General features: G+C 66.9%; 18 protein-coding genes. 13 read left to right on the forward strand and 5 right to left on the reverse strand.

What is annotated here, in order from left to right; all coding sequences use genetic code 11:
• Positions 1-254: 254 nt before the first annotated feature.
• The 5 genes from AC1AYD_RS03100 (at position 255) to AC1AYD_RS03120 (ending at position 5,273) form a co-directional block, all read left to right on the forward strand.
• A complete protein-coding gene (locus tag AC1AYD_RS03100; RefSeq protein ID WP_476502508.1) occupies positions 255-1,433 on the forward strand; it encodes an ABC transporter substrate-binding protein in 1,179 nt (392 codons plus the stop codon).
• A gap of 236 nt (positions 1,434-1,669) precedes the next feature.
• Positions 1,670-2,596 (forward strand): branched-chain amino acid ABC transporter permease, encoded by a 927-nt coding sequence (locus tag AC1AYD_RS03105; protein WP_476502507.1) that lies wholly within the window; start codon positions 1,670-1,672, stop codon positions 2,594-2,596.
• Between the two features lies 1 nt (position 2,597).
• A complete protein-coding gene (locus tag AC1AYD_RS03110; protein ID WP_476502506.1) occupies positions 2,598-3,698 on the forward strand; it encodes a branched-chain amino acid ABC transporter permease in 1,101 nt (366 codons plus the stop codon).
• Between the two features lies 1 nt (position 3,699).
• Entirely contained in the window at positions 3,700-4,569 is an 870-nt protein-coding gene (locus AC1AYD_RS03115; RefSeq protein WP_476502505.1) for an ABC transporter ATP-binding protein, read from the forward strand.
• A complete protein-coding gene (locus tag AC1AYD_RS03120) occupies positions 4,569-5,273 on the forward strand; it encodes an ABC transporter ATP-binding protein (protein WP_476502504.1) in 705 nt (234 codons plus the stop codon). Before AC1AYD_RS03115 ends, AC1AYD_RS03120 begins: the two co-directional genes overlap by 1 nt.
• Before the next feature lie 64 nt (positions 5,274-5,337).
• Here the strand turns inward: AC1AYD_RS03120 and AC1AYD_RS03125 are convergent, their stop codons facing one another.
• Positions 5,338-5,940 carry a sugar O-acetyltransferase gene (locus AC1AYD_RS03125; RefSeq protein WP_476502538.1) on the reverse strand — a complete coding sequence of 201 codons (603 nt, stop codon included), beginning with the start codon at positions 5,938-5,940 and terminating at the stop codon, positions 5,338-5,340.
• Between the two features lie 264 nt (positions 5,941-6,204).
• Here AC1AYD_RS03125 and AC1AYD_RS03130 point away from each other — a divergent pair, with 264 nt between their 5' ends.
• From AC1AYD_RS03130 to guaB, 3 genes are all read left to right on the forward strand, one after another.
• Positions 6,205-6,852: an L-threonylcarbamoyladenylate synthase gene (locus AC1AYD_RS03130; protein WP_476502503.1), complete on the forward strand. Its 648-nt coding sequence runs from the start codon at positions 6,205-6,207 to the stop codon at positions 6,850-6,852.
• Complete coding sequence (locus tag AC1AYD_RS03135; protein WP_476502502.1) at positions 6,849-8,039, forward strand: MraY family glycosyltransferase; 1,191 nt, start codon at positions 6,849-6,851, stop codon at positions 8,037-8,039. The genes AC1AYD_RS03130 and AC1AYD_RS03135 overlap by 4 nt, the downstream gene beginning before the upstream one ends.
• Positions 8,040-8,149: 110 nt before the next feature.
• Positions 8,150-9,700 (forward strand): IMP dehydrogenase, encoded by a 1,551-nt coding sequence (gene guaB, locus AC1AYD_RS03140; RefSeq protein ID WP_476502501.1) that lies wholly within the window; start codon positions 8,150-8,152, stop codon positions 9,698-9,700.
• 138 nt (positions 9,701-9,838) lie between these two features.
• Here the strand turns inward: guaB and AC1AYD_RS03145 are convergent, their stop codons facing one another.
• Positions 9,839-10,921, reverse strand: coding sequence for a LacI family DNA-binding transcriptional regulator (locus AC1AYD_RS03145; protein ID WP_476502500.1), 1,083 nt, complete (start codon positions 10,919-10,921; stop codon positions 9,839-9,841).
• Positions 10,922-11,297: 376 nt separating this feature from the next.
• Between AC1AYD_RS03145 and AC1AYD_RS03150 the strand changes: the two genes are divergently transcribed.
• The 5 genes from AC1AYD_RS03150 to AC1AYD_RS03170 all read left to right on the forward strand — a co-directional run bounded on the left by AC1AYD_RS03150 (position 11,298) and on the right by AC1AYD_RS03170 (position 19,041).
• Entirely contained in the window at positions 11,298-13,028 is a 1,731-nt protein-coding gene (locus AC1AYD_RS03150; protein ID WP_476502499.1) for a glycoside hydrolase family 13 protein, read from the forward strand.
• Between the two features lie 127 nt (positions 13,029-13,155).
• Complete coding sequence (locus AC1AYD_RS03155) at positions 13,156-14,421, forward strand: MFS transporter (protein ID WP_476502498.1); 1,266 nt, start codon at positions 13,156-13,158, stop codon at positions 14,419-14,421.
• A gap of 418 nt (positions 14,422-14,839) precedes the next feature.
• Entirely contained in the window at positions 14,840-15,496 is a 657-nt protein-coding gene (orn, locus tag AC1AYD_RS03160; RefSeq protein ID WP_476502537.1) for an oligoribonuclease, read from the forward strand.
• A 22-nt stretch (positions 15,497-15,518) separates the two neighbouring features.
• Positions 15,519-16,964 (forward strand): DEAD/DEAH box helicase, encoded by a 1,446-nt coding sequence (locus AC1AYD_RS03165; protein WP_476502497.1) that lies wholly within the window; start codon positions 15,519-15,521, stop codon positions 16,962-16,964.
• A gap of 535 nt (positions 16,965-17,499) precedes the next feature.
• Positions 17,500-19,041: a polysaccharide deacetylase family protein gene (locus AC1AYD_RS03170; protein WP_476502496.1), complete on the forward strand. Its 1,542-nt coding sequence runs from the start codon at positions 17,500-17,502 to the stop codon at positions 19,039-19,041.
• Between the two features lie 19 nt (positions 19,042-19,060).
• Here the strand turns inward: AC1AYD_RS03170 and amrS are convergent, their stop codons facing one another.
• The 3 genes from amrS to AC1AYD_RS03185 all read right to left on the reverse strand — a co-directional run bounded on the left by amrS (position 19,061) and on the right by AC1AYD_RS03185 (position 25,143).
• Positions 19,061-20,191 (reverse strand): AmmeMemoRadiSam system radical SAM enzyme, encoded by a 1,131-nt coding sequence (gene amrS, locus AC1AYD_RS03175; RefSeq protein ID WP_476502495.1) that lies wholly within the window; start codon positions 20,189-20,191, stop codon positions 19,061-19,063.
• Positions 20,178-22,043 carry an AmmeMemoRadiSam system protein B gene (gene amrB / locus AC1AYD_RS03180; RefSeq protein WP_476544664.1) on the reverse strand — a complete coding sequence of 622 codons (1,866 nt, stop codon included), beginning with the start codon at positions 22,041-22,043 and terminating at the stop codon, positions 20,178-20,180. The genes amrS and amrB overlap by 14 nt, the downstream gene beginning before the upstream one ends.
• Positions 22,044-22,647: 604 nt before the next feature.
• Positions 22,648-25,143 carry an SCO7613 C-terminal domain-containing membrane protein gene (locus tag AC1AYD_RS03185; RefSeq protein ID WP_476502493.1) on the reverse strand — a complete coding sequence of 832 codons (2,496 nt, stop codon included), beginning with the start codon at positions 25,141-25,143 and terminating at the stop codon, positions 22,648-22,650.
• Between the last annotated feature and the right edge of the window lie 190 nt (positions 25,144-25,333).

The raw sequence follows: 25,333 nt of genomic DNA on the forward strand, positions 1-25,333 counted from the left end.
TGACTCGTCTCACAATAAGAAACGGCACTGCGGCCGGTACGGGCGTACCTGTATAACAGTCGGCGGCAAGCATCGTGAGAGAAGAGACACGGGTGCCGTACGCATGGCCACAAGCCGTGCGGGCCGCACACCGCCAGGATGTCCCGCGCGCACATCATGCGCGTCACCGCACGAGCCGGCGATCCCGGAAGGACCGGGTGGAGGCTTGTGGCCGCGATGCGTAATTCACGAAGAAGAAAGAAGGCAGAACAGTCATGTTCTCCAAGAAGATGATCGCGGCCGGCGCGGCCGCCGTCATGGCCATGTCCCTCGCCGGATGCTCCGGCGGCAGCATGGACGACTCCTCCAGCTCCAGCTCCGCGGCTTCGGGCGACACCATCACCATCGGCTCCGTGACCACCAACTCCGGCACCGCCGCCGCGTACGGCGAGGCCGAGCTCAAGGGCTTCGAGCTGGCCGTCTCCGAGATCAACGCCAAGGGCGGCATCAATGGCAAGAAGGTCAAGCTGGAGTCCCTCGACGACAAGGGCGACGCCACCGAGGCGTCCAACGCCTACAACAAGCTCGCCGCCGACGGCAACGTGCTCGCCGTGGCCGGCCCGACCATCTCCTCCACCACCGCCGCCGTCGCGCCGCTGGCCGACCAGACCAAGCTGGTCACCATCGCCCCGGCCGCCACCGCCGACTCCATCGAGACCGGCAACTACCTGTTCCGCACCTGCTTCAAGGACTCCTACCAGGGTGAGGTGGCCGCCCGCTTCGCCGCCGAGAACCTGAAGGTCAAGAAGGTCGCCGTGCTCTACGGCACCGGCGATCCGTACTCCTCCGGCGTGGGCGAGGCCTTCGCCAAGGCCGCCGAGAAGCTCGGCATGCAGGTGGTCGACAAGGAGAGCTCCTCCTCCGCCGACGACACCGAGTACTCCGCCCAGCTGCAGAAGATCCAGGCTTCCGGCGCCGAGCTGCTGTACGCCCCGTACTACTACTCCGTGGCCGGCCCGTACATCATCCCGCAGGCCCGCTCCGTCGGCTTCGAGGGCTACGTGATGGGCCCCGACGGCTACGACGGCCTCAAGCTCACCGGCGACAAGTCCCAGTACGACAAGACCTTCTACACCACCCACTACTCGGCCGACGACACCTCCAACACCAAGGTGCAGGACTTCATCAAGTCCTACAAGGCCAAGAACAACGCCGATCCGAACACCTTCGCCGCCCTCGGCTACGACACGATCTACATGATCAAGCAGGCCGTCGAGAAGGCCGGCAAGAACGCCACCCGCGAGGACGTGCGCAACGCCGTCGCCGGCATGAGCTTCGAAGGCGTCACCGGCAAGTTCACGATGGACAAGTCCGGCTCGCCGACCAAGTCCGTGATCGTGCTCGAGCTCAAGGACGGCAAGCCCGTCTACAACACCACCGTCCAGCCCAAGTGAGCCACGCTCCAGTGAGTTCCGCCCACCAGGGTCGCGGCGTGTGACGCGACGCAAACGAGGAGAGCGGCCGGTTTCGCCGGCCCTCTCCGTTTTTGCGTTTTTCCGATCGATTTCTTTGTCGATTACCCGTTACCTGTTTCCGTTTTCGATTTTCGATTCATCCATCCATAACCATCCGTTCATGACGTCCCTGATTCGTGGGGACGTCCACGACTACCAGAAAGAAAGGGGGAGCGATGACCGATCAGATCATCATGTTCATCAGCCAGCTGTTCAGCGGTCTCAAGATCGGCAGCGTCTACGCGCTCGTGGCGCTCGGCTACACCATGGTCTACGGCATCATCCGACTGATCAACTTCGCCCACGGCGATTTCATCATGGTCGGCGCCTACGTGCTGATGCTCACCATTCCCGCCATCGTCGCCATGGGCCTGCCCGCCTGGGTGGCGATCGTCCCGGCCGTCCTCGTGTGCGTGGCCGTCGGCATCATCGTCGAGAAGGCCGCCTACAAGCCGGTGCGTGAGAAGGGCAATTCGATGACCGCCCTCATCACCGCCATCGCCATGTCGCTGCTGCTGGAGAACGGCGCCCAGGCCATCTTCGGCGCCGACTTCCAGACCGTCCCGACGATCTTCCACCTGCCGTCCATCGCATTCGGCAAGCTCAAGCTGCCCGGCGACACGCTCCTGACGATCGTGCTCGGCCTGGTCATCATGGTCGGCCTGCAGCTGTTCGTCAAGTTCACCAAGCAGGGCAAGGCCATGCGCGCCGTCTCCGAGGACAAGGAGGCCGCCGTGCTCATGGGCATCAACGTGAACTCCACGATCGCCCTCACCTTCGCGATCGGCTCCGGCCTCGCCGCCGTCGCCTCGCTCATGTACTGCGCCGCCTACCCGCAGGTCTCCCCGATGATGGGCGCCATGCTCGGCCTCAAGGCGTTCGTCGCCGCCGTGCTCGGCGGCATCGGCTCGATCCCGGGCGCCATGATCGGCGGCATCGCCATCGGCCTCGTCGAGAGCCTCACCAAGGCGTACATCGGCACGATCACCGGCGGCGTCATCACCTCGGCGTTCTCCGACGCCATCGTGTTCGCCATCCTGATCGTCGTGCTGCTGGTCAAGCCGTCCGGCATCATGGGCAAGAACGAGGGAGAGAAGGTCTGATATGAAGAAGTCCATGCTTTCCACGAGGCAGTCGTACCTCGTCTGCTTCCTCGGCATCCTCGCCTCGTTCGGCGTCGTCATGGCGCTGTGCGAGTCCGGCATCGCCAACTCCTACATCAAGGGCATCATGATGACCGCCTGCATCGCCATCATCATGACCACCTCGCTGAACCTCACGATCGGCGTGCTCGGCCAGCTGACGCTCGGCTGCTGTGGCTTCGAGGCGATCGGCGCGTACGTGGCGGCCCTCGCCTCCAAGTACATGGTCGCCAACGGCATGCTCGCCGACCCGACGCTGCGCTTCCTCGTCACCACGCTGCTCGGCGGCATCGTGGCCTGCGTGTTCGGCATCCTCATCGGCATCCCGGCGCTGCGCCTGCATGGCGACTACCTCGCCATCATCACGCTCGGCTTCGGCGAGATCATCCGCGTGGTCATCCAGAACCTCAAGGTGGCCGGCGGCATGGGCCTCGACAAGGGCGCGGCCGGCCAGGCGCTCATCGGCATCGAGCGCACCGCCAACCTGTACATCGTGTTCTGGATCATGATCATCACCGTCGTGGTGCTGTTCATGTTCGGCCGCTCCCGTTACGGCCGCGCCGTCAAGGCCATCCGCGACGACGAGATCGCCGCCGGCGCCTCCGGCCTCAACACCACGTACCTCAAGGTGCTCGTCTTCGCGATCTCCGCGTTCTTCGCCGGCATCGCGGGCGGCATCTTCGCCCAGTACATCGGCTCGCTCAACCCGACGATGGCCGGCTGGCTCAACTCCATCAACTACGTGATCATGGTCGTCTTCGGCGGCATGGGCTCGATCACCGGCTCGATTGTCTCCGCGGTCGGTCTGACGATCCTGCCGGAGCTGCTGCGCGCGTTCGCCGACTACCGCATGCTCGCGTACTCGGTGGTGCTCGTGCTCGTCATGATCTTCCGCCCGCAGGGCATCTTCGGCTCCTGGGAGTTCTCGCTGCCGCGCCTCGTGAACCGCCTGCTGTTCCGCAACCCGAAGGCCGAGGCCGAGGAGAAGGCGGAAGCCGCCGGGAAGGCCGCGACCGGAACCGCCGCGACCGCCGCAACCGCCACGGACACGAAGGAGGCGTGAGATGACCGACGCGAAGAACAACGGACAGCCCATCCTCAAGGCCGAGCATCTCGGCATCACCTTCGGCGGCCTCAAGGCCGTCTCCGACTTCAACATGACGATCCGCAAGGGCGAGCTCATCGGCCTGATCGGCCCGAACGGCGCCGGCAAGACCACCGTGTTCAACCTGCTGACCGGCGTGTACAAGCCAACGGAAGGCGACTTCTGGCTCGACGGGCAGCACATGAACGGCAAGAAGACCTATCAGGTCGTGCGCGCCGGCATCGCCCGCACCTTCCAGAACATCCGCCTGTTCAAGCAGCTCACGGTCGAACAGAACGTGCTCGTCGCCTTCGACGAATCGTTCAGCTACCGTCTGGGCGGCGCCATCTTCCGCACCCCGCGCTTCTGGAAGCAGGAGAACGAGATGCACGCCAAGGCGATGGACCTGCTGAAGATCTTCGACCTCGACGGCCTCGCCTCCACGCAGGCCGCGAACCTGCCGTACGGCCAGCAGCGCAAGCTCGAGATTGCGCGCGCCCTCGCCACCGGCATGAAGCTGCTGCTCCTCGACGAGCCGGCCGCCGGCATGAACCCGACCGAGACCGAGGACCTGCTGCGCTGCATCAACACGATCCGCGACCGCTTCGGCATCGCGATCCTGCTCATCGAGCACGACATGAGCCTCGTGATGAGCGTGTGCCAGCGCATCCAGGTGCTCGACTACGGCCGCACGATCGCCTCCGGCACCCCGGAGGAGATCGCGAACAACCCGCAGGTCATCTCCGCCTACCTGGGCGCCGACGACTCCGACGACGCCGAAGGCGACTCCACCGACCACGCGACGCCCGAACCGAGCATCGCCAAGACCATGCAGGAAGGGGCACGCTGATGCTGGAAATCAAGGATCTGTGCGTCTCCTACGGCGCGATCGAGGCGGTCAAGGGCATCAGCCTGACCGTGAACGACGGCGAGATCGTCTCGCTGATCGGCGCGAACGGCGCCGGCAAGACCACGACGCTGCACACGATCACCGGCCTCGTGCCGGCGAAGTCCGGCTCGATCGTCTACGACGGCCACGACCTGCTCAAGACGCATGCGAACAAGATCGTGACCCTCGGCATGGCGCACGTGCCGGAAGGCCGCCACGTGTTCACCCGCATGACCGTGCAGGAGAACCTGGAGATGGGTGCGTTCAGCCTCAAGGACCAGTCCGGCATGGCCAAGGACCTCGAGATGGTGTTCGACTACTTCCCGCGCCTGAAGGAGCGTCGCCGCCAGCTGGCCGGCACGCTCTCCGGCGGCGAGCAGCAGATGGTCGCCATGGGCCGCGCCCTGATGAGCCATCCGAAGACCATCCTCATGGACGAACCGTCGATGGGTCTGTCGCCGCTGCTCGTCAAGGAGATTTTCAACATCATCGTGGCGCTGCGCGAGAAGGGCATCACCGTGCTCCTCGTCGAGCAGAACGCGAAGATGGCCCTGTCCATCGCCGACCGCGCCTACGTGCTCGAGACGGGCCGCATCACGATGGAGGGCAAGGCCTCCGACCTCCTCCACGACGAAAAGGTCCGCAAGGCCTACCTCGGCGCGTGAGCGCTCGGTAGCGCCGAAAGACGACGTGGCCCCCTCCGTCAATCGCGGAGGGGGCCACGTCGTCTCACGCCCGGCAGTAGTCCTGGTACACGCTGGCGTCCTTGTCGGTGATCGTCTTGATCACGCGGGCCGGGTTGCCGACGGCGACCGAGTTCGCGGGGATGTCCTTGGTGACGACCGCACCGGCGCCGATCACGCAGCCGTCGCCGATCGTCACGCCGCCGAGCACGGTCACGTTGCCGCCGAACCAGCAGTTCGAGCCGATCCGAATCGGCTCGCCGTATTCGTAGTCGTAGCTGGAGCCGTCCTCGCGCGTGCGCACGTTGCGGTCCTGCCAGCGAAGCGGGTGCATCGGCGGCAGCAGGGAGACGTTCGGGCCGAACAGCACGTCGTCGCCGATCGTGACCGGCGCGCAGTCGAGCACGGTGAAGTTGAAGTTCGCGAACACGCGGTCGCCGATTCGTGTGTGGCAACCGTAGTCGAAGAAGACGGGGCCCATCACGTCGAGGTTCGCGCCGTGGCCGGGCAGCAGTTCGTCGAGGATCGCGGCGCGCGTCGCGTCGTCGTGGCGGGAGGTCGCGTTGAAGCGGGTGCACAGGTCGCCGGCCTTGCGGCGCAGTTCGTCGAGTTCCGGGTCGGAGGCATCGTACAGTCTGCCGTCGAGCATCTCCTCGCGTTCGGAGCGGCGCGGCGTCGGCAGTTCGACGGGCGGGACCGCGAAGACGGGGGAGTCGGATGCGGCGGATGTCGCGGAATCGTTGGAAACGTTGTCATCGGTGGTGACGTCGGTCATGATGCTCCTTTGCGTTACGGATGTCGCGTGGTTGCGATTCAGCTTAGATGTACGACCGTACATAACGGGTCATATGTGGCGGTCGAGGTGCGATGGTGCAATGATGGATTGTGTCAGACAGGTTTCAGGAGGCGTTCGATGAGTGAGATTCGTGCGATCGACGACGATGCGCTGCGCGAGGCGGCGGCCATCGTGAAGGACGGCGGACTGGTGGTCATCCCCACGGACACGGTGTACGGGATCGCCGGCGATCCGCGTTCGACCCGTGCCATCGACCGCATCTACGAGCTCAAGCGCCGTCCGCGCTTCAAGGCCCTGCAGGTGCTGCTCGCCGGCACCGACCAGCTCGACGAGATCGGCCTCGACCTGCCCGCCCCGCTCAACCGTCTGTCCGCTCGTTTCCTGCCCGGCGCGTTCTCGCCGATCGCCGTCGCGCGCGAAGGCTGCACGCTGAAGACCGTCGCCAAGGACGGCACGCAGGGCATCCGCGTGCCGAACTCGGCGCTCACGCTGCGCATCCTCAAGGCCACCGGCCCGCTCGCCGCGTCCAGCGCGAACCTGTCCGGCGACGAAAGCGCGCAGAGCGTGCACGAGGCCGTCGAGGCGTTCGGCGACGCCGTCGCCCTGTATCTCGACGGCGGTTCGACGCCCGGCCACGTCTCCAGCACCGTCGTCGCCGCCGATCCGCACGAGCGCGACGGCATCGCCATCCTGCGCGAGGGCGTGATCGGCCAGTCCGAGATCCGCGCCGCGCTGCACGTCAACGGGGGAGGACTCGGCGCATGAGGATCTACCTGTTCATCGCCGCCATCGCCGGCGGCGCCACGTACCTGCTCACCCCGCTGATCCGCCATGTGGCGATCGAGATCGGCGCGGTCGGCGAGGTGCGCGCCCGCGATGTCCACACGATCCCGACGCCGCGCATGGGCGGCCTCGGCATGATGCTCGGCTTCGCCGTCGCCATGCTGTTCGCCAGCCACATCAGCTTCATCCAGGGCCTGTTCCAGGGCAGCCACCTGCCGTGGGTCGTGCTCGCCGGCGCGGTCATGATCTGCCTGCTCGGCATGGCCGACGACCTGTGGGACCTCGACTGGATGCTCAAACTCGCCGGTCAGCTGCTCATCTCCGTGTTCGTCGCGTGGGGCGGCCTGCAGATCATCTCCCTGCCGCTCGGCTCGCTCGTCACCGCCTCGCCGAGCCTGTCGATGGCGATCACCGCGTTCCTCATCGTCGCGTCGATCAACGCGGTCAACTTCGTCGACGGCCTCGACGGTCTCGCCTCCGGCATCGTCGCGATCGGCGGCATCGCGTTCGCGATCTACTCGTACATCCTCGCGCGCACGTCGCCCTCCTACGCCTCGATGGCGACGCTCATCGACGTGGCGCTCGTCGGCATCTGCGTCGGATTCATCCTGCACAACTGGCATCCGGCGAAGCTGTTCATGGGCGATTCCGGTTCGATGCTGCTCGGCTATCTCATCACCTGCGCGTCGATCGTGATGACCGGCCGCATCGACCCGGCCTCCGTGCACACGAGCATGTACCTGCCCGTGTTCATGCCGATCCTGCTGCCGATCCTCGTGCTGTTCCTGCCCGTGCTCGACATGTGTCTGGCGATCGTGCGCAGGCTCGCGAAGGGGCAGTCGCCGATGCACCCCGACCGCATGCACCTGCACCACCGCATGCTGCGCATCGGGCACAGCGTGCGCGGCGCCGTCGCGATCCTGTGGTCGTGGGCCGCGCTCATCTCGTTCGGCTCGCTGATGATCCTGTTCTTCAAGGCGTGGCACGTGTTCATCGGCATGGCGGTCGTGGGCGCGGTGCTCGCCGTCGCCACGATGTACCCGTACCTGAAACGCCGCCTGCCGGAGATCATGGAGGAGAACGCGCGCGACGCGGTCGCCAGGGCCGAGCACGCCTCCGGGCGCATCGCCATCGGCGACCCGGACGAGGACGGGGAATCCGGCAAGTGAGGCGTCCCCACGCCTCGCCGGGCCTCCGCCCACTTTGCCTACGGCGTGGCGGAACGCCCGCATAACGCAGGATTGTGTATTACGTCACCCCACGTTCTTATAGTGGACGCATGGCTACAAACCCCGATATGAACGCGCAGTCCGCGTACGCTCCGCTCCCTCCGATCTTCGCCAAGCTCGGCCTCGCCTATGACGATGTCCTGCTGCTGCCGAACGAGACGGACGTCATTCCCTCCGAGGTGGACACCACCACCCATCTGACCCGCAAGATTACGATGAAGGCCCCGGTCCTCTCCGCCGCCATGGACACCGTGACCGAGTCCGAGATGGCCATCGCCATGGCCCGCAACGGCGGCATCGGCGTGCTGCACCGCAACCTCTCCATCGACGACCAGGCCGCCCAGGTCGACGTCGTCAAGCGCTCCGAGTCCGGCATGATCACCGACCCGCTGACCGTCAACCCGGACGTCACCCTCGCCGACCTCGACAAGCTGTGCGGCAAGTTCCACATCTCCGGCCTGCCGGTCGTCGACAAGGACAACAAGCTCGTCGGCATCATCACCAACCGCGACATGCGCTTCATCGCGTCCGAGGACTACGACCACCTCAAGGTCAAGGACGTCATGACCCGCGAGAACCTCATCACCGGCCCGTCCAACATCTCCAAGGAGGACGCGCACGACCTGCTCGCCAAGCACAAGGTCGAGAAGCTGCCGCTCGTCGACGCCGAAGGCCACCTGACCGGCCTGATCACCGTGAAGGACTTCGTCAAGACCGAGCAGTACCCGGACGCCACCAAGGACGAGCAGGGCCGCCTGCGCGTCGCCGCCGGCGTCGGCTTCCTCGGCGACGCCTGGCAGCGCGCCTCCGCCCTGATGGAGGCCGGCGTCGACGTGCTCGTCGTCGACACCGCGAACGGCGAGGCCCGTCTCGCCCTCGACATGATCTCCCGCCTCAAGCATGATTCCGCCTTCGACGGCGTGCAGATCATCGGCGGCAACGTCGGCACCCGTTCCGGCGCGCAGGCGATGATCGACGCCGGCGCCGACGCTGTCAAGGTCGGTATCGGACCGGGCTCCATCTGCACCACGCGCGTGGTCGCCGGCGTCGGCGTCCCGCAGCTCACCGCCGTGTACGAGGCCGCCCAGGCCTGCCGTGCGGCCGGCGTGCCCTGCATCGCCGACGGCGGCATCCACTACTCCGGCGACATCGCCAAGGCCCTCGTGGCCGGCGCGTCCTCCGTGATGCTCGGCGGCACCCTCGCCGGCTGCGAGGAGGCCCCGGGCGAGAAGGTGCTCCTGCACGGCAAGCAGTACAAGCTGTACCGCGGCATGGGCTCCCTCGGCGCGATGGCCCCGCGCGGCAAGAAGTCCTACTCCAAGGACCGCTACTTCCAGGCCGACGTCACCTCCAACGACAAGGTCGTGCCGGAGGGCGTCGAGGGCGAGGTCCCGTACCGCGGACCGCTCAACGCCGTGCTCTACCAGATGCTCGGCGGCCTGCACCAGTCGATGTTCTACATCGGCGCCCACAACATCGGCGAGATGGCCGAGAAGGGCCGCTTCATCCGCATCACCGACGCCGGCCTGCGCGAGTCGCACCCGCACGACATCGTGATGACGGCCGAGGCGCCGAACTACTCCGGCTTCCACGCCAACTGATCGGCGCGTTCAGTCGGGTAGCGTATAACGCATGACGTGGGGTCCCACCGTTTCGGGTGGGACCCCACGTCGCGTTTCGGGGGAGCGGCGTCGTCGCGCCGTCCATGCGTCGTCGCGTCACGCGCGACGGCCGCGCGCTCACGCCGTGAGCCGCGCCGTGGTCGCGCGCATGAGCAGCGACGTCGGCGCCACCGTGTGCGCCTCGTCCGGCTCGTCGCCGCGCATGAGCGCGAGCGCCTTGCCGGCGGCGGCGCGTCCCAGCTGCACCGGATTCTGGCGCACGGTGGTCAGGTCGACGACGTCGCCGACGTTGTCGCCGTCGAAGCCGACGAGCGACACCTCCTCGGGGATGCGCCAGCCGAGCCGTCGCAGCTCCTTGAGCAGCAGGACCGCGCACCGGTCGTTCTCGACGCAGATGCCGGTGGGACGGCTCATCGCGCCGACGAGCTGCGCGGCGATGCCGGAGATCGCGGCCGTCTCGCCGCCGATCGACTCCTGCGCCTCCTCGTCGCCGTCGTCACCGAGACGGGAGAGCGAGGGGATCGTGAGGATGTGCTCCTCGTCGTAGCCCTGCTGTTCGGCGGCGTCGAGGAATCCGTCCATGCGCACCGAGTCGCTGCACGTGAACGGCGAGGGCTGCACCGGCTGCTCGACGTAGGCGATGGATTCGTGGCCGAGGGAGCGCAGCAGCCGCACGACGGCGTGCATGGCCGCGTCGTCGTCGATGCGGATGGACGCGTCGAAGCCTTCGGTGGAGGGCACGTTGATGCCGACCATCGGGATGGTGAGCGTGTCGAGGAACTCGCGCTGGCGCTCGTCGAGGATGAACGAGGTGATGATGACCGCGTCGAAGTTCTGCGTGCCGGGCAGCGTGTGGAAGAAGCGGTTGAGGTCGGCCTCCTCCCACATCACGTAGGGGACCACGTCGTAGCCTTCGGTCGACAGCACCTCGTACACGCCTTCGAAGGTGTTCGAGTTGAACCAGCTGTTGATCTCGTTGGGCAGCAGCACGGCCACGCGCATCGACTTGCCGCTCGCCAGCGACGAGGCGGTCTTCGAGAAGGTGAAGCGGAGCTTCTCGGCGGCGGCCTCGACGCGGGCGCGCGTGTCCGGATTGACCTTGTCGAGGCCTCTGAGCGCGCGTGACACGGTGGATACGGAGACGCCCGCCTCCTTCGCCACGTCCGCGATCGTCGTCCTCGCCGTCTGTTGGCCGGGCATAGCCGTCCCTCCTTGTCGTGTGATCGTCCGTATCGTCGGGCGTCGTCGGCCATCCCGCGGTCCCACCGCATACCGTATTGATGTTCGACTGCGAATCCATCGACGGTGCGCCGGTACCGCGGCCACGCCGTCGTCCACCTTCGGATTGACGCCGTTACTACGATACTCCACGCGTTTCAAGCGCTTTTACCGGAATTATATAAAAGCGCTTGCAGTATTGCAAACCGGCCATTTCGCGTCAATGTCGAACCCGTTCGACACGCCGATTGCAGGCCGTTTTGCATTTCGTTGTGCAAGCGTTATCATGCAATAGTCACGAAAACGAAGAACATGTTGAAACGCTTGCATGCAAGCGTTTGTATTCAAGGAGGAACACATGGTCGAAGCCACCGATCCCGCCCTGTGGTGGAAGCAGGCGGTCGTATATCAGGTCTATCCGCGCTCCTTCAAGGACACCAAGGGCGAGGGCCTCGGTCAGATCGCCGGCGTGACCGAGAAGATCGATTATCTGGCCGACCTTGGCGTCGACGCCATCTGGCTCAGCCCGTTCTACCCCTCCCAGCTCGCCGACGGCGGCTATGACGTGGACGACTACCGCAACGTCGACCCGAAGCTCGGCACCATGGACGACTTCGACGCGCTCGCCAAGGCCGCACATGAACGGAACATCAAGGTCGTCGTCGACATCGTCCCCAACCACAGCTCCAACCTGCACCCGTGGTTCCAGGAGGCGCTCGCCGCAGCTCCCGGCTCCCCGGAGCGCGACCGCTACATCTTCCGCGACGGCAAGGGCCCGAACGGCGACATCCCTCCCAGCAACTGGGAGAACCACTTCGGCGGCCCGGCCTGGACCCGCGTGCCCGACGGCCAGTGGTACCTGCACATGTTCACCAAGGAGCAGCCCGACTGGAACTGGAACAACCGCGAGGTGCGCGAGGACTTCCTCAAGACCCTGCGCTTCTGGCTCGACCACGGCGCCGACGGCTTCCGCGTGGACGTCGCCCACGGCCTCGCCAAGGACCTCGACCGCGACGACCTCGACAACTACGTCGTGTGGTGCACCTCCGACCAGCCGGACGACGGCTCCCACCCGGTCATCGACCGCGACGAGGTCCACGAGATCTACCACGAGTGGCGCAAGGTCTTCAACGAGTACAACCCGCCGGCGTTCGCCGTCGCCGAGGCGTGGGTGCAGCCCAACCGCCAGTACCTGTACGCCAGCCCGGACGACCTCGGCCAGATTTTCAACTTCGAGTTCGCCAAGAAGGACTGGATCCGCGACAACATGCACCAGGCCATCGAGGAGGGCATCGAAAGCGCCGAACGCTCCGGCTCCTCCGCCACGTGGGTGATGAGCAACCACGACGTGGTGCGCCACGCCACCCGCTACGGACTGCCGCAGGTGCCGACCAGCGAATACCACCAGCTCGCCAAGGACTGGGTGCTGCGCGACGGCACCACCTATCCGCTTGACAAGGCGCTTGGCACCAAGCGCGCCCGCGCCGCGATCCTCATGGAGATGGCGCTGCCCGGCTCCGCCTACGTCTACCAGGGCGAGGAGCTCGGCCTGTTCGAAGTGGCCGACATCCCGTGGGACCGCGTCGAGGACCCGTCCGGCCACCGCACCTCGCAGGCCGCGTCCACCAAGGGCCGCGACGGCTGCCGCGTGCCGCTGCCGTGGACGGCCGATCCGGTGAACTCCTACGGCTTCACGCCGGCCACCAAGGCCGACGGCACCCCGGCCGAGGAAGCCCACCTGCCCCAGCCGGCGTGGTACAAGGACTTCGCCGCCGACGCCGAGGCCGCCGATCCGGACTCGATGCTCAACCTGTACCGCCGCACGCTGGCCCTGCGCCACAAGCTGCAGACCAACGACCTGAGCCTCGAATGGCTGCCCGAGGACCGTTCCACGGGCAAGCCGGACGGCGCGAACGGCTTCACCGGCGGCACGATCGCCTACAAGCGCGCCAACGGCTGGGCGTCGATCACCAACTTCGGCGCCGACCCGGTCGACCTGCCCGCCGGCGAGGTGCTCCTCACCTCCGGCCCGCTGACCGACGACGGCAAGCTCCCCCAGGACACCTCCGCCTGGATCCAGCTCGCCTGATTTCCATCCGCCCTGGCTCCTCCTTTCTTGGCCCCCTCTGACGAGGGGGCTCCCGGCGGAGCCGGGTGGGGGAGAGACCACTCAAAAGACTTACCCAAAACTCAACGCAGAGAAAAAGGAAAGAACAATGACAACAGCAAGCGCGGCCCCGATCCGCAACACCCCGGCCGAGAAGTGGCGTTACGTCGCCGGCTTCATGGCCTTCGCCGTCCTCTCCGGCGTCGCCTTCTTCGGCACGATGTCCGTGCTGGTCCCGCAGCGACTGCGCGCGGACCTCGGCATGGGCGCCGTCGAGTCGACCGCCGCCCTCGGCGCGATCAACTCCGCCGGCTCCATCGCCTCAATCTTCATCGCCCTGTTCATCGGCGCGCTGTCCGACCGTACCCGCAGCAAGTGGGGCAAGCGCACCCCGTGGATCTTCACCGGCGCGTTCATCTACGGCGTCTGCTTCTGGTCGCTGAGCCGCCCGTCCACCGCCGTCCTCATCGGCATCTTCTACGTGCTCGCCCTCGTCGGCCTCAACATGGTGCAGGCCCCGATCTACGCCCTCATCTCCGACCGCGTCGAGGAATCCAACCGTGCGACCGTCTCCGCGGCCATCGGCGGCGGCGGCGTGATCGGCCAGGGCATCGGCACGCTCATCGGCTCCCGCTTCATGGAGAACGTCGAGGTCGGCTTCATCTGCACCGGCCTGTGCGCCCTCGCCGCCGGCCTGCTCGCCGTGTTCCTCACCCCGAAGGAGCCGTCCAGCAAGGACGCCCCGAAGGACACCTCCAAGTCCATGGGCAAGGTCATCCTCGAGTCCCTCACCCCGCCGCTCAAGAACTGCGGCGACTTCTACCGCGCGTTCATCTGCCGCACCTGCCTCATCGTCGCCTATCAGATGATCTTCAGCTACCAGCTGTACATCCTGACCGACCACATCGGCGACTCCGACAAGCAGGCCGCCAACGCCATGGTGGTCATCTCCACGCTCACCATGGTCGCCTCCCTCATCGCATCCCTGATCTCCGGCCCGATCGCCGACGCGCTCCACCGCCGCAAGGCCCCGATCGCCGTCGCCTGCGCCGTGTTCGCCATCGGTCTGGCCATGCCGTGGATCTTCCCGACCGAGATGGGCATGTTCCTCTTCGGCGGCATCGCCTCCTTCGGCTACGGCATGTACCTGTCCGTCGACCAGGCGCTGAACGTGGACGTCCTGCCGAACAAGGAGACCGCCGGCAAGGACCTCGGCTTCATGAACATCGCCACCTGCGCCGGCCAGGCCATCGGCGTGGCGATCACCTCCAGCATCGTCGCCGCCACCCACTCCTACAACATCGTGTTCCCGACCGCCATCGCCATGGCCGCGATCGCCGCGATCGCCGTCCTCGGCATCAAGCGCGTCAAGTAACACGCATCGACTTCCGTGGTCCGCTCCGGCGGACTGCGGAAGAGAATCCCCGCACTTCTCCTACGGCCCGTCAGGAACGGGCCGCGGGAGAGACCACACTTCCCTTCATTCCCTTTCCAACAGTGGGCCCCGCCGTTTCCAACCGGCGGGGCCCACGCCTTTTTGCCTGTCGTCCGTGATTTCGTGTGCTGGGAGGCGGCCAGCGCAAGTATTCCCGGAGATTAACCCACTCGTCCGGGAATGATTGTGCTGCCGCCACGTCAGCGCAACTATTCCCGGATGATGGGGATGATTTCCGGGATTTCTTGTGCCGAGACGGGGGGCTATGGGCGATGGGCGACGACGGCCGGCCGTCCGTTGCGCGGTATAGTCTGTACTGTTCTGCTCAGGCATAGGCTAACTAGGAAAGAGGCACATGATGGTGGACGCGCATGACGCGGAGACGTACACGGCGGAAGGTTCCCGCCTCATCTGGATCGACTGCGAGATGACCGGACTCGACATCTTCGGCGGCGACGAGCTCGTCGAAGTGTCCGTCGTCCCCACCGACTTCGACCTCAACGTGCTCGACGAGGGCGTCGACTACGTCATCAAGCCGAGCGACAAGGCCGTGGCGCACATGAACGACTTCGTACGCCAGATGCACACCCGCTCCGGCCTCATCAACGAGTGGGAGCACGGCCTCAGTCTCGAAGAGGCCGAGAAGAAGGTCACCGAATACGTGCTGCGCTTCACGCCGGACGGCGTCAAGCCGCTGCTCGCCGGCAACACGATCGGAAGCGACAAGAAGTTCCTCGACCATTACATGCCGAACCTGATGAGCCACCTGCACTACCGCAGCATCGACGTGAGCACGTTCAAGGAGCTCGCCCGCCGCTGGTATCCGGCCGTGTACGAGAACCGTCCGCCGAAGAACGGCGGCCACCGCGCCCTCGCGGACATCATCGAATCGCTCGACGAGCTGCGCTACTACCGCGCCGCCGTCATGGCCGCCGCCCCCGGCCCGGACGCCGCCGAAGCCGCGCGCATCCGCGACGAGATCGTCGCCACCAGCCTCAACGCCAAGGCCGAATAGCCGCATAGGGGCATCACGGGGCATGAGACAATCCGAGGCGCTCGCGATCCTCAACGCCGGGGCGAACGTGTTCCTGACGGGCGCGCCCGGCGCGGGCAAGACGTACGCGTTGAACGAGTTCATCCGCCAAGCCCGCGCGGACGGCGCGAGCGTCGCCGTGACCGCTTCGACCGGCATCGCCGCCACGCACGTCGACGGACAGACCATCCACTCGTGGAGCGGTGTGGGACTCGCCAACGTGCTCGACGCGAAACTGCTCAAAACCATCAAGACGCGTCGCAGACGCAAGATCCAGGCGACCGACGTGCTCGTCATCGACGAGGTGTCGATGCTGCACGCGTGGCTGTTCGACATGGTCGACCAGGTGTGCCGCGAGATACGCCACGACCCGCGCCCGTTCGGCGGCCTGCAGGTCGTGCTCTCCGGCGATTTCTTCCAGCTGCCGCCCGTTTCCGTGTCCGGCCGCAACCGCGACGTGATCCCGCCCACCCCCGAGTTCACGGCGTCGCGCGAACGCTACGCGCGCGCCGGACTCAACCCGGAGGGCTTCGTCACCGAATCATTGGTCTGGCCGGAACTCGATCCGGTCGTCTGCTATCTGACCGAACAGCATCGCCAGGATGACGGCCGACTGCTCACCGTGCTCACGCACATCCGCGAAAGCCGCGTCGACGACGCCGACCGTGACGCGCTCGTCACGCGGCTCGGCGTCGCGCCCGAACCCGGCGTCGTCGCCACGCACCTGTTCCCCGTGAACCGGCAGGCCGACAACCTCAACGACCTCAGGCTCGCGAGCATCATGCTCGACAGCCACGAGTTCCACGCCGAGCAGGCGGGACCGGCGAACCTCGTCGAACGGCTCAAACGCAACATGCTCGCCCCCGAACGGCTCGTGCTCAAGGAAGGCGCGGCCGTCATGGCCCTGCGCAACGACGCCGACCGCCAGTTCGTGAACGGCTCGCTCGGCACCGTGCGCGGCTTCGCGAACGAGAACAAGGGCGGCTGGCCGATCGTCGCATTCGAGAATGGCAACATCGTCACGATGAAACCCGCCACATGGGAGATGATGGACGGCGACACCGTGCTCGCATCCGTCTCGCAGGTGCCGTTGCGCTGCGCGTGGGGCATCACGATCCACAAGTCGCAGGGCATGACGCTCGACCGAGCCGTCATGGACCTCAAACGCACGTTCGCGCCCGGCATGGGCTACGTGGCGCTCTCCCGCGTCGAATCGCTCGACGGACTGTATCTCGAAGGCGTCAACAACCGCATGTTCACGGTCTCGCCCGACGCGGTCGCCTTGGACGGCGACCTCAGGGAGGCGTCCGCCGCCGCCTCCGACCTGCTCGCCGGGCAGGGTGCCGCCGCGTTCAAGCCGGGCGCCGGCTCCGACGACGGATTCGGGCTGGACGGCGTGCCCGGGGGAGCCGCCCCCGGCGACGAATTCGCCCAAGCCGCGCTCTTCTGACCGCCTTCGGCTGCCGTGCCCGTAACGGGTTCTTCGCATTTCGGCGTGCAGGGGTGGGTTTGGAGGACATGTCTGGAGCCGGGCTTCTCTTTCTCGCTTGACAGGGGTGCATTCTCACTGTTCCGGACTGCCATCTGCGTTACGAGGGGTACTTGATCAAGGTTTATCCGGGGCGCAGGTGCCGCAATGGTCGTAATGCACCTCGATGAGGCACCCTCAGGTACCCCTCATACGCAAGCTGTCTCCGGAGAACGATGGGGAAGCACCCCTGCCAAACGAGAATGCGGCGGAATGGCGACCGCTCGCTTCCAATCTGCCACGGCACCCTCCGGATTGGTCGCGGTTCCCTCCCGGACTGCCGCGGTTCCCTCCGCATCCGTCCGTGTTTTCCCGTGGAAAACCGTGGAACGAGTCATGATGACAGGGGAACGAACCTGTGTCGTCCACGTTCGTTGACGCGGGCGGGGTACCAATCCGCCCGCCTCGCGCATCGTGTGGGACAATGGGATGAGAAATCATCGCGGAGGAGGGTGTCATGGCGGACGACAAGCACATCGACGACGCGGATGACGTACGAATCGACATCGAACACGGCGACGTCACGGACGATGAAGCGGACGACGATGCGGACGATATGTTCCGCGAGCTCGGTGACGACGCCGCGGAACCGTATGACGACGGCACGACTCCGGACGCGACCGACTCGCCGGGCGCAAACGGTACGGGTACGGACGCACCCGTGACGGGCATCGGTGACGGCGGAACCGCGGCGGCGCGGCGTCGGCCGAAGCTGCTCGTCGCCGCGCTCGTCGCCGTGTTCGCGGCGGGCGTCGTGTTCGCCGGCGTGGCCGTCACCCGCTCAATCCTCGACCTCAACGCGCGCAACCACGCGTCCGCGCTCGCCTACTGCCGCCGGGAACGCGCGCAATACACGGAGACGCTCACCGGCTACACGCCCGTCGCACGGCAGGCCGCCGCGCTGCTCAAGGACACGGCGTCGATCACCGGCAGCGAGTCACGCGACCGGCTCCAACAGCAGATGGACAACATGCACGACGCCGACGTGACCGCTCCCGCCAAACAGGACTGCGCGGCGGACGCGCACACCGCCGACATCGCCGCGCTCGGCGACCGGTACGCGGCCGCGGCGAGCGCCATGGCCGACGGGCTCATCTCCATCCGCTACGACGCGGACACGCTCGAACAGATGAAGGACGGATTGAACGCGCAGGACGCGCGCGAACAGCTGACCACGCTCATCGCGCGCGGAAAACTCGCCTACGACCGGTCCGCGGGCAAGGCGGACGAGACGGCGCGCGGCACGCTCAAGAACGCGATCGACACGGCGCAGGCCGTGCTCGACACGACGCCGTCCGACCAGAGCGACGCCGTGAACGAGCAGATCCAACCGTTGAGCGAGGCGACGGCCAAGGTGATCGCGCTGATGCCGCTCGACTGCCATTTCGCCGACTGCGTGGCCCTCACCTTCGACGATGGACCGAACAAGCAGACCACGCCGAAAGTGCTCGACGCCTTGAAGGCGGCCGGCGTGCCCGCCACGTTCTTTCTGCAGGGGCAGTTCGTCAGCGGGTCGAACGTGAAGCTCGTGGGGCGCATGGCCGCCGAAGGGCATAGCGTCGGATCGATGTCATGGCGGCACACGCAGATGCACGCGATGCCCGCCAGCCAGCTCGCCAAATGGTTCAAGGACACTGATTCGGTGATCTCGTCGGCTTCCGGCAAGCCGGTCACGCTGTTCCGGCCGCCGGACGGCGCGTGGAGCGACACGCTGCGCGACCAAGCCAAGGCGAACGGGCAGGCGATGATTCTGTGGGGCGTGGACTCGGGCGACTGGGGCAAGCTCGACGCCGCCGAGATCGAGAAGCGCACGCTCGACGGCGTCTACTCCGGCTCGATCATCTCGCTGCGCGACGGGAACCCCGAAACCGTGAAGGCGCTGCCGGGAATCATCAAGGAGTTGCAGGCAAAGGGATACCACATCGTCACCGTGGACACGTTGCTCGCCGGCGACATCCAACCGGGCTCCGTCGCCTACGGCCTCAACGACGTGCAGTAAGCGCCGGCGCCCGTCGGGTTCACCAACGGCCGGCGATCGGGGTGCCGCAGTCGGGGCAGCGGGCGGTGACGGTAGTGTCGGTGGTATCGCCCGTATCGCTCATACGGTTCTCGATGATGCGGTACCAGTCGCGGACCACGAGCGGGGCGCGGCAATCCGGATTCGGGCAGAACGTGGTGTCGCCCTCACGGTCGTGCACGTTGCCGGTGTACACGTACCGCAATCCCTCATCCATCGCGATGCGCCGCGCGCGCGTGAGCGTCGCGTGCGGCGTGGGCGGCACGTCGGTCATCTTCCACGCCGGGTGGAACGCCGAGAAATGCAACGGGACGTCCGGGCCGAGCGTTTCGCGGATCCACGCGCATTCCGCATGCAACTGCGCGTCGTCGTCGTTGAGACCGGGGATGAGCAGCGTCGTCAACTCCACCCACACGTGACGGCCGTCCGGCGTGCGCGCCTCGTTCACCGCATAGTCGATCGTGTCGAGCACGTCCTTCAGGTGCGTGCCGGTCACCTTCCAATAGAACTCCTCGGTGAAGCCCTTCAGATCGATGTTCGCCGCATCCATCGCCGCGTAGAAGTCGGGGCGGGCCGGCGCGGCCATATAGCCGGCGGTCACCGCGATCGGGTGGACGCCGCGCTCCCGGCACGCCCACGCCGTGTCGATCACGTACTCGGCGAACACGATCGGATCGTTGTAGGTGAACGCCACCGAACCGATGCCGCGGTCGGCCGCGACGGCCGCGATCCTCTCCGGCGACGCCTCCACGCCCAGACGGTCGAAGTCGCGCGCACGCGAGATATCCCAGTTCTGGCAGAACCGGCACGCCGAATTGCAGCCGGCCGTGCCGAAACTCAGGACGCTCGAACCCGGGTGGAAATGGTTGAGCGGCTTCTTCTCCACCGGGTCCACGGCGAACCCGGAACTGCGGCCGTACGTGTCCGAATAGATCGCGCCGCCGTGATTCGAGCGCACGAAGCAGAATCCACGCTGGCCGGGCTTCAGCACGCACCGGCGCGGGCACAGCTCGCAACGCGCGCGGTCGGTGCCGTCGGCGAAGCGGGTCTGCCAACGACCGAGGGCGGGATCGGTTGTGGCGGGGGATGTGGGGGATTCGGAGGTGCCCCGGACTTGGTCAGTGGTCGGCATAGGCGGTCACCTCGTAGCGCTCGCAGACGATCTCGCCGTCGCGCCAGTCGAGCGCGGCGTCGAGGCCGGCCTTGGCGAGCAGATGCGTGACGAAATCATGCGGATTCGGCAGCTGCTCCCACACCTGCGGCAGGAACGTGGCGCGACGTCGCTCATCCCGTTCGGCGAGGACGAGACCGTCCTTGCCGGGACGCAGCGCGCGCTCCAACTCGTTGCGCGAGCGCACCGGGTGCTCAGACGGGACGGCGACCATGCGGCCGTCGTCGCCGCGCCGCCATTCGGGCGTCACGACGAGAATCGGCTCCGGCTTCGAAAGCACCGACACCTCCACGTCGAGCAGCGGATACTCCTCCGCGACGACCGGGAAGAAGCGCGGATCATGGATCGCCGCATCCACCGCGTGCTCGGCGACGTCGCGGCCGAGCGGCTGATGCGCCTCCAACGCGCCGATGCACCCGCGCAACTCGCCGCCCTCAGTCAACGTGACGAAGCTCGCGCCCGGCTCGTCCAACCACGGGTGCGCGGCGATGATCGACGTTACGGAATCCTCCGAAGCGGTGGCCATGTCCGGTTCTCCATCCAATCCGAGATGCTCGCGGATCGCCGCCCGTGCCAACCGCAACAGCACGTTGCCGCGCGGTTCGTCGGTATGGGCGTCGTCGGCATGGACGGTGGCGGAGTCGCCCACGTCGGCGATGGCGGCATCATCGGTGTCGGCGTGAGTGTCGCCGCGCGGTTCGTCGTCCTCCCACACGGCGAACGACGCGTAGCCGACCACCGCCTCGTCCGGATTGCGCATCGCCGGGCGTTCCTCGCCCGCGATCGCGACCACGCCGTCATCGCCGGATGTGGACCGGCCAAGCAGCCGCAACGTGAACGGCGAAGACGTCTTGGCGGTACCGGCCGGACCGCCTGCCGAAGAACCAGCCGGACTGTCGGGCGCCGGAGCCAGCCCGCGCGTCAGCACATCCAACAGGCCGTTGACCGGATACGCGCCGCATGCGCGGTCCGGGCGGATCGGTCCGTCAAGCCGCCCGATTGCGTCGATGGTCGCGTCATCCAACGCCCGCGCGTACTCCTGCGGATGGTAATGCGACAAATCGGAGCTGATCACGATCACCGTCTCCGGGCCGCCCCACAGGGCGCGCAGCACGTCGCCCACCTCGCGCGGGCTCGCATCGCCTGCGTTCAGGGGCACGATCTCGATGTCCGGGCCGAGCACGGTCTGCAGGAACGGGATCTGCACTTCGACCGCATGCTCGCGCGCATGCGTCGGATCGTTCACAATCAGGGCCGGAGCGGGGGCGCCAGGCGCGGCACGCATGCCGGAGGTCAGCGGCTCGGCGGATGCATCGTCTTGCGTGAGCCCCAACGCGCGCTTCTCCGACGCGGTATCGATGGGGACCACGCCGAGGGGCGTGGCGAACGCATCGGCGCTCGGGGCCGCGACGCCGCGCACCGCCACACGATGCGTCGGCCCGACGATCACCGCGCGCGTGATGCGACCACGCCCACGTTCGAGCAGCGCATAGGCGAGCGCCGCCGTCGTACCAGAATACACGTAGCCGGCGTGCGGTACAATCACCGCCTTCGGCGTGCCATGCGGCAACGGGGTCGCTTCCTGCGGCAACGAGGCCGAGGCTGTCGCTCCTGCGTCCGTGCCCGTGACCGGGGATTTTGCCGCGCTCGCCGTCACAGGCGCGCCGGCATCCGCGCCGGCGAGCTTCGCGATGAGTTCGCGCCCGTACTCGAGTTGACGGTCGAGCATCCGCTTCAGCACCACGCGGTCGGCCGGGTAGAACGCGCCCGCCACCGCCGCCGGACGGATACGATTCGCTTGTGCTTTCGACACTTTCGGCTGTGTCATATCGACCACCCCCATCCCATTCTATGTTCGTCGGGGTGGTTTTTCTCCGGACAGTGCGTCCGGGCGCTTCGTGCCGAAGCCGCCGCGGAGTATATCGCTTCCTCGACCGCCATGGTCGCAACGGGAGGAGCGAAGAGGAATCGGAAGAATCTTCGGTGCGGGCCGAGAGGGGGCAGGTATCGTGCATGGTTCTGCTGTGTACGTGCATGGTTCTGCTGTGTACGTGCATGGTTTTGCTACGAACGTGCATGGTGCTGCGACGAATGTGCATGGTTCATAGCCGAACCTGTAGGATTCCGGGATGAACCTGTGCGGCATGGCCCTGAAGATCCGACGAAAGGTCTGATGAGCCGACACCTATTTCGGCGGAATTCCGGGCTTTTCCGTTGCTCATTCCGTGCCGGGAACGGCGGTCTTCAGCACCACACCCTACACGTTGGCACATGCGAGCTACACATCACCGGCTGAATCATGCACATTGATGCTCGAACCATACACATTCGCCTCTCGACCATGCACATCACCACCTCGACCATGCACATTCGCGTGATGCATTCACGTGACGATTGGCGCTTGGCCCCGTCGGTCCCTACCGCAGCTGGCTGATGCGGACGGCGAGGGTCCGCATCGTCCGCAGGCTCGCCTCGTAGCGGGCGGCCGCCACGATGAGCACCACGCCGCCGATCAGCAGCCACACCCACCAGAACTGGCGGGAGAACACGGCCAGCCACGGCCACAGCACGGTGATCATGTGCACCACCAGCACCGCCGTGCCATAAATGAGCGGTGCCTGAAGCCCGCGCAGCGCACCCCACAGCAGCATGCCCAGCGCGATGCCGAACAGGATGAGCGCCCTCGGGAACGACAGCGGCGAAGTCCAGCTCACCAGCAGCGACGGCACCGTGAGCAGGGTGAGCGCCGGCCACAGGGCCGTCCAACTGCGTATGCGCGGCCACACCATCAGCCAGCGGACTCCGACGGCCAACGCTCCCATGCCGATCGCCCCGCAGATGAGGTCGGCCGGCATGTACGGCCGTGGCGCAATCAGCGTGTTGAGGAGCAGGAACACGGTCGCCAGCGCGGCGAACGCCGTGACGATCGCGCCGGCCACGTCCACGCCCCGCGCCTTCGTCACGATCACTGGCTGCTGGGGTTGCGGGGGTTGCGGGGGTATCACCGGCGTGCGCGGTGCGGGCATCTGCGGCTGTGGAGCCGGCATCGGAGGCGTATTCGGCATCGGGACCGGCGCCTGAACCGGCATCGGAGCCACCGGTGCCGTCGAAGACGGGGATGGTGCCGGTTGCGGTGATGCCATCGGTTGCGCCGGTGCAGCCGGTCGTCCATATCCGGGATGATTCGCGGAAGCGAAGCCGGATTCGACCGGATACGGTTCGACCGGATACGGTCCGACCGGATACGGTTCTGTCGGATATGAGCCCGCCGGATACGGTGCCGCCTGATATGGCCCGACCGGATGCGGCTGTACCGGATAAGGCTGTACCGGATAAGGCTGCACCGGATAAGGCCCCGCCGGATGTACGGCCGCCGGATAGTGGTTTGTCGGATAGGGATTCGCCGGATACACGGGGTATCGCGAAGCGGGAACCCCAGCGCCGGGAACCCCCGGAACAGGAGGCGCCGCGACCGGAGGCGCCGTCACCGCGCCGGCCGTCGGTCCTGGGGCCGGAATCCCCGTCATCGCACCAACCGCCGGTCCCGCAACCGCCGGTCCCGCCGTCGGCGCGGGCCCGACCGGCCTCGCCCCGATCATCTCCAGACCGCCTGTCACTATCTCCCTCCGCACCCGTTCGAGCCTGCGCGTCGGCCGGGCCGCACGCATCCACGCGCATCCCGTCGCGGCCAGCAGCCCCACGAACGCCGCCATCGCCGTCACAAGCGCCGGAATCCCGTCGCGTCCGAATTCGCCGCACACCATGATGAGCAGCACGATCGCGCCGTTCAACGCGGCCGCCACCCGTTCCGCCAGACTCACGACCGGCCTGCCGCCAGCCTTCTCGGCAGTTGCGCCTTTCCCGGTCGTATCCTTCCCGGTCGCGTCAGTCCCGTTCACATCCTTCCCGGCCGCCGGCAGACCCGCCCCAGCCGCTTCCGTCCCGGCGCTCGCGCCCGCCTCAAGCGCGCCCGCCTCAAGCTCAGACGTATCCTCCTCCCGCGGCCCCGGCATCACGCACGCGGCGATCGCCGCCGCCGAGGCCACGAGGATCGCCGGCAGATACGCCCACATGCGCCGGGTCTCCGACGGCATGGTCAGCGGGAACAAGCGCAGGACCAGCGTGGTCGAGACCGCCAGCACCCAGATGATCGCGCTGACCGGCACGAACCGCAGTCCGGTCGGCAGTGGACGCCCGTCGCGCACCGACGGACGGACGTACGTGACGGCGAGCACGCCCATCCACGCGCCGACCATGACGGGCAGCAGCGCGGCCGACACCCACAGCAGGTGCCCGTAGTCGGTGGCCATCGCGAATTCGATCGACCCGAAGACGAGAATCACCGTGGCGACGACGAGCGCGGCGATCGCCTCGAAGTCGGGGATGGCCCGTCGCGCGTCGGCGGGCAACGTGACGGCGAGCAGCGTCGCCGTCACGCCCGCGAGCGCGCATTGGACGACGATGCGTTGCGGATCGTCGTCGATGGGCAGCGCGTACGCCATCATCAGCGCGGCGAACGGCATCGCGAACACGGCGTACAGCGAGTACGCGCGCAGCGGCGGCATTCCGCCGGGCAGCGGAATGCGCCGCAGTCCGAGCCCCGCCGCCGCGACGACGAACAGCATCGCGCCGCAGATGAACGATGCGGGTTTGCCGGCGATGTGCGGTTCGTTGATCGTGGAGACGAGGATCGCGCCGATGGCGAGCGCGATGAGTCCCGCCCATGCGAGGCCTTCCGCGGTGACGCGTAGCCGCGGCGTGAGCGCGACGGCCACGCCGACGGCGATCGCGCCTACCGCGCTCACGCACGCGGCGCGACCCACGTCGCCGAGCAGTCCGTAGGCGAACCATGCGAACGCGAACACGGCGATGACGACGAGTGCGACGCCGAGCGCGAGCAGCAGCGTCTGCACGGTGGACCGGTGCGGCGGTTGCGCGGTGGACCGGTGCGGCGGTTGCGCGGTGGACCGGTGCGGCGGTTGCGCGGTCGCGCCCGTTCGCGCGGTTGATTGCGGTGATTGCGACGATTGTGGTGATTGTGGTGGCTGCGTCGATGTCGGAGTCGATGATGCCGGTGATTGCGGTGATGCCGGTTGTGGTGGT

This window comes from Bifidobacterium sp. LH_426, from assembly GCF_056356875.1.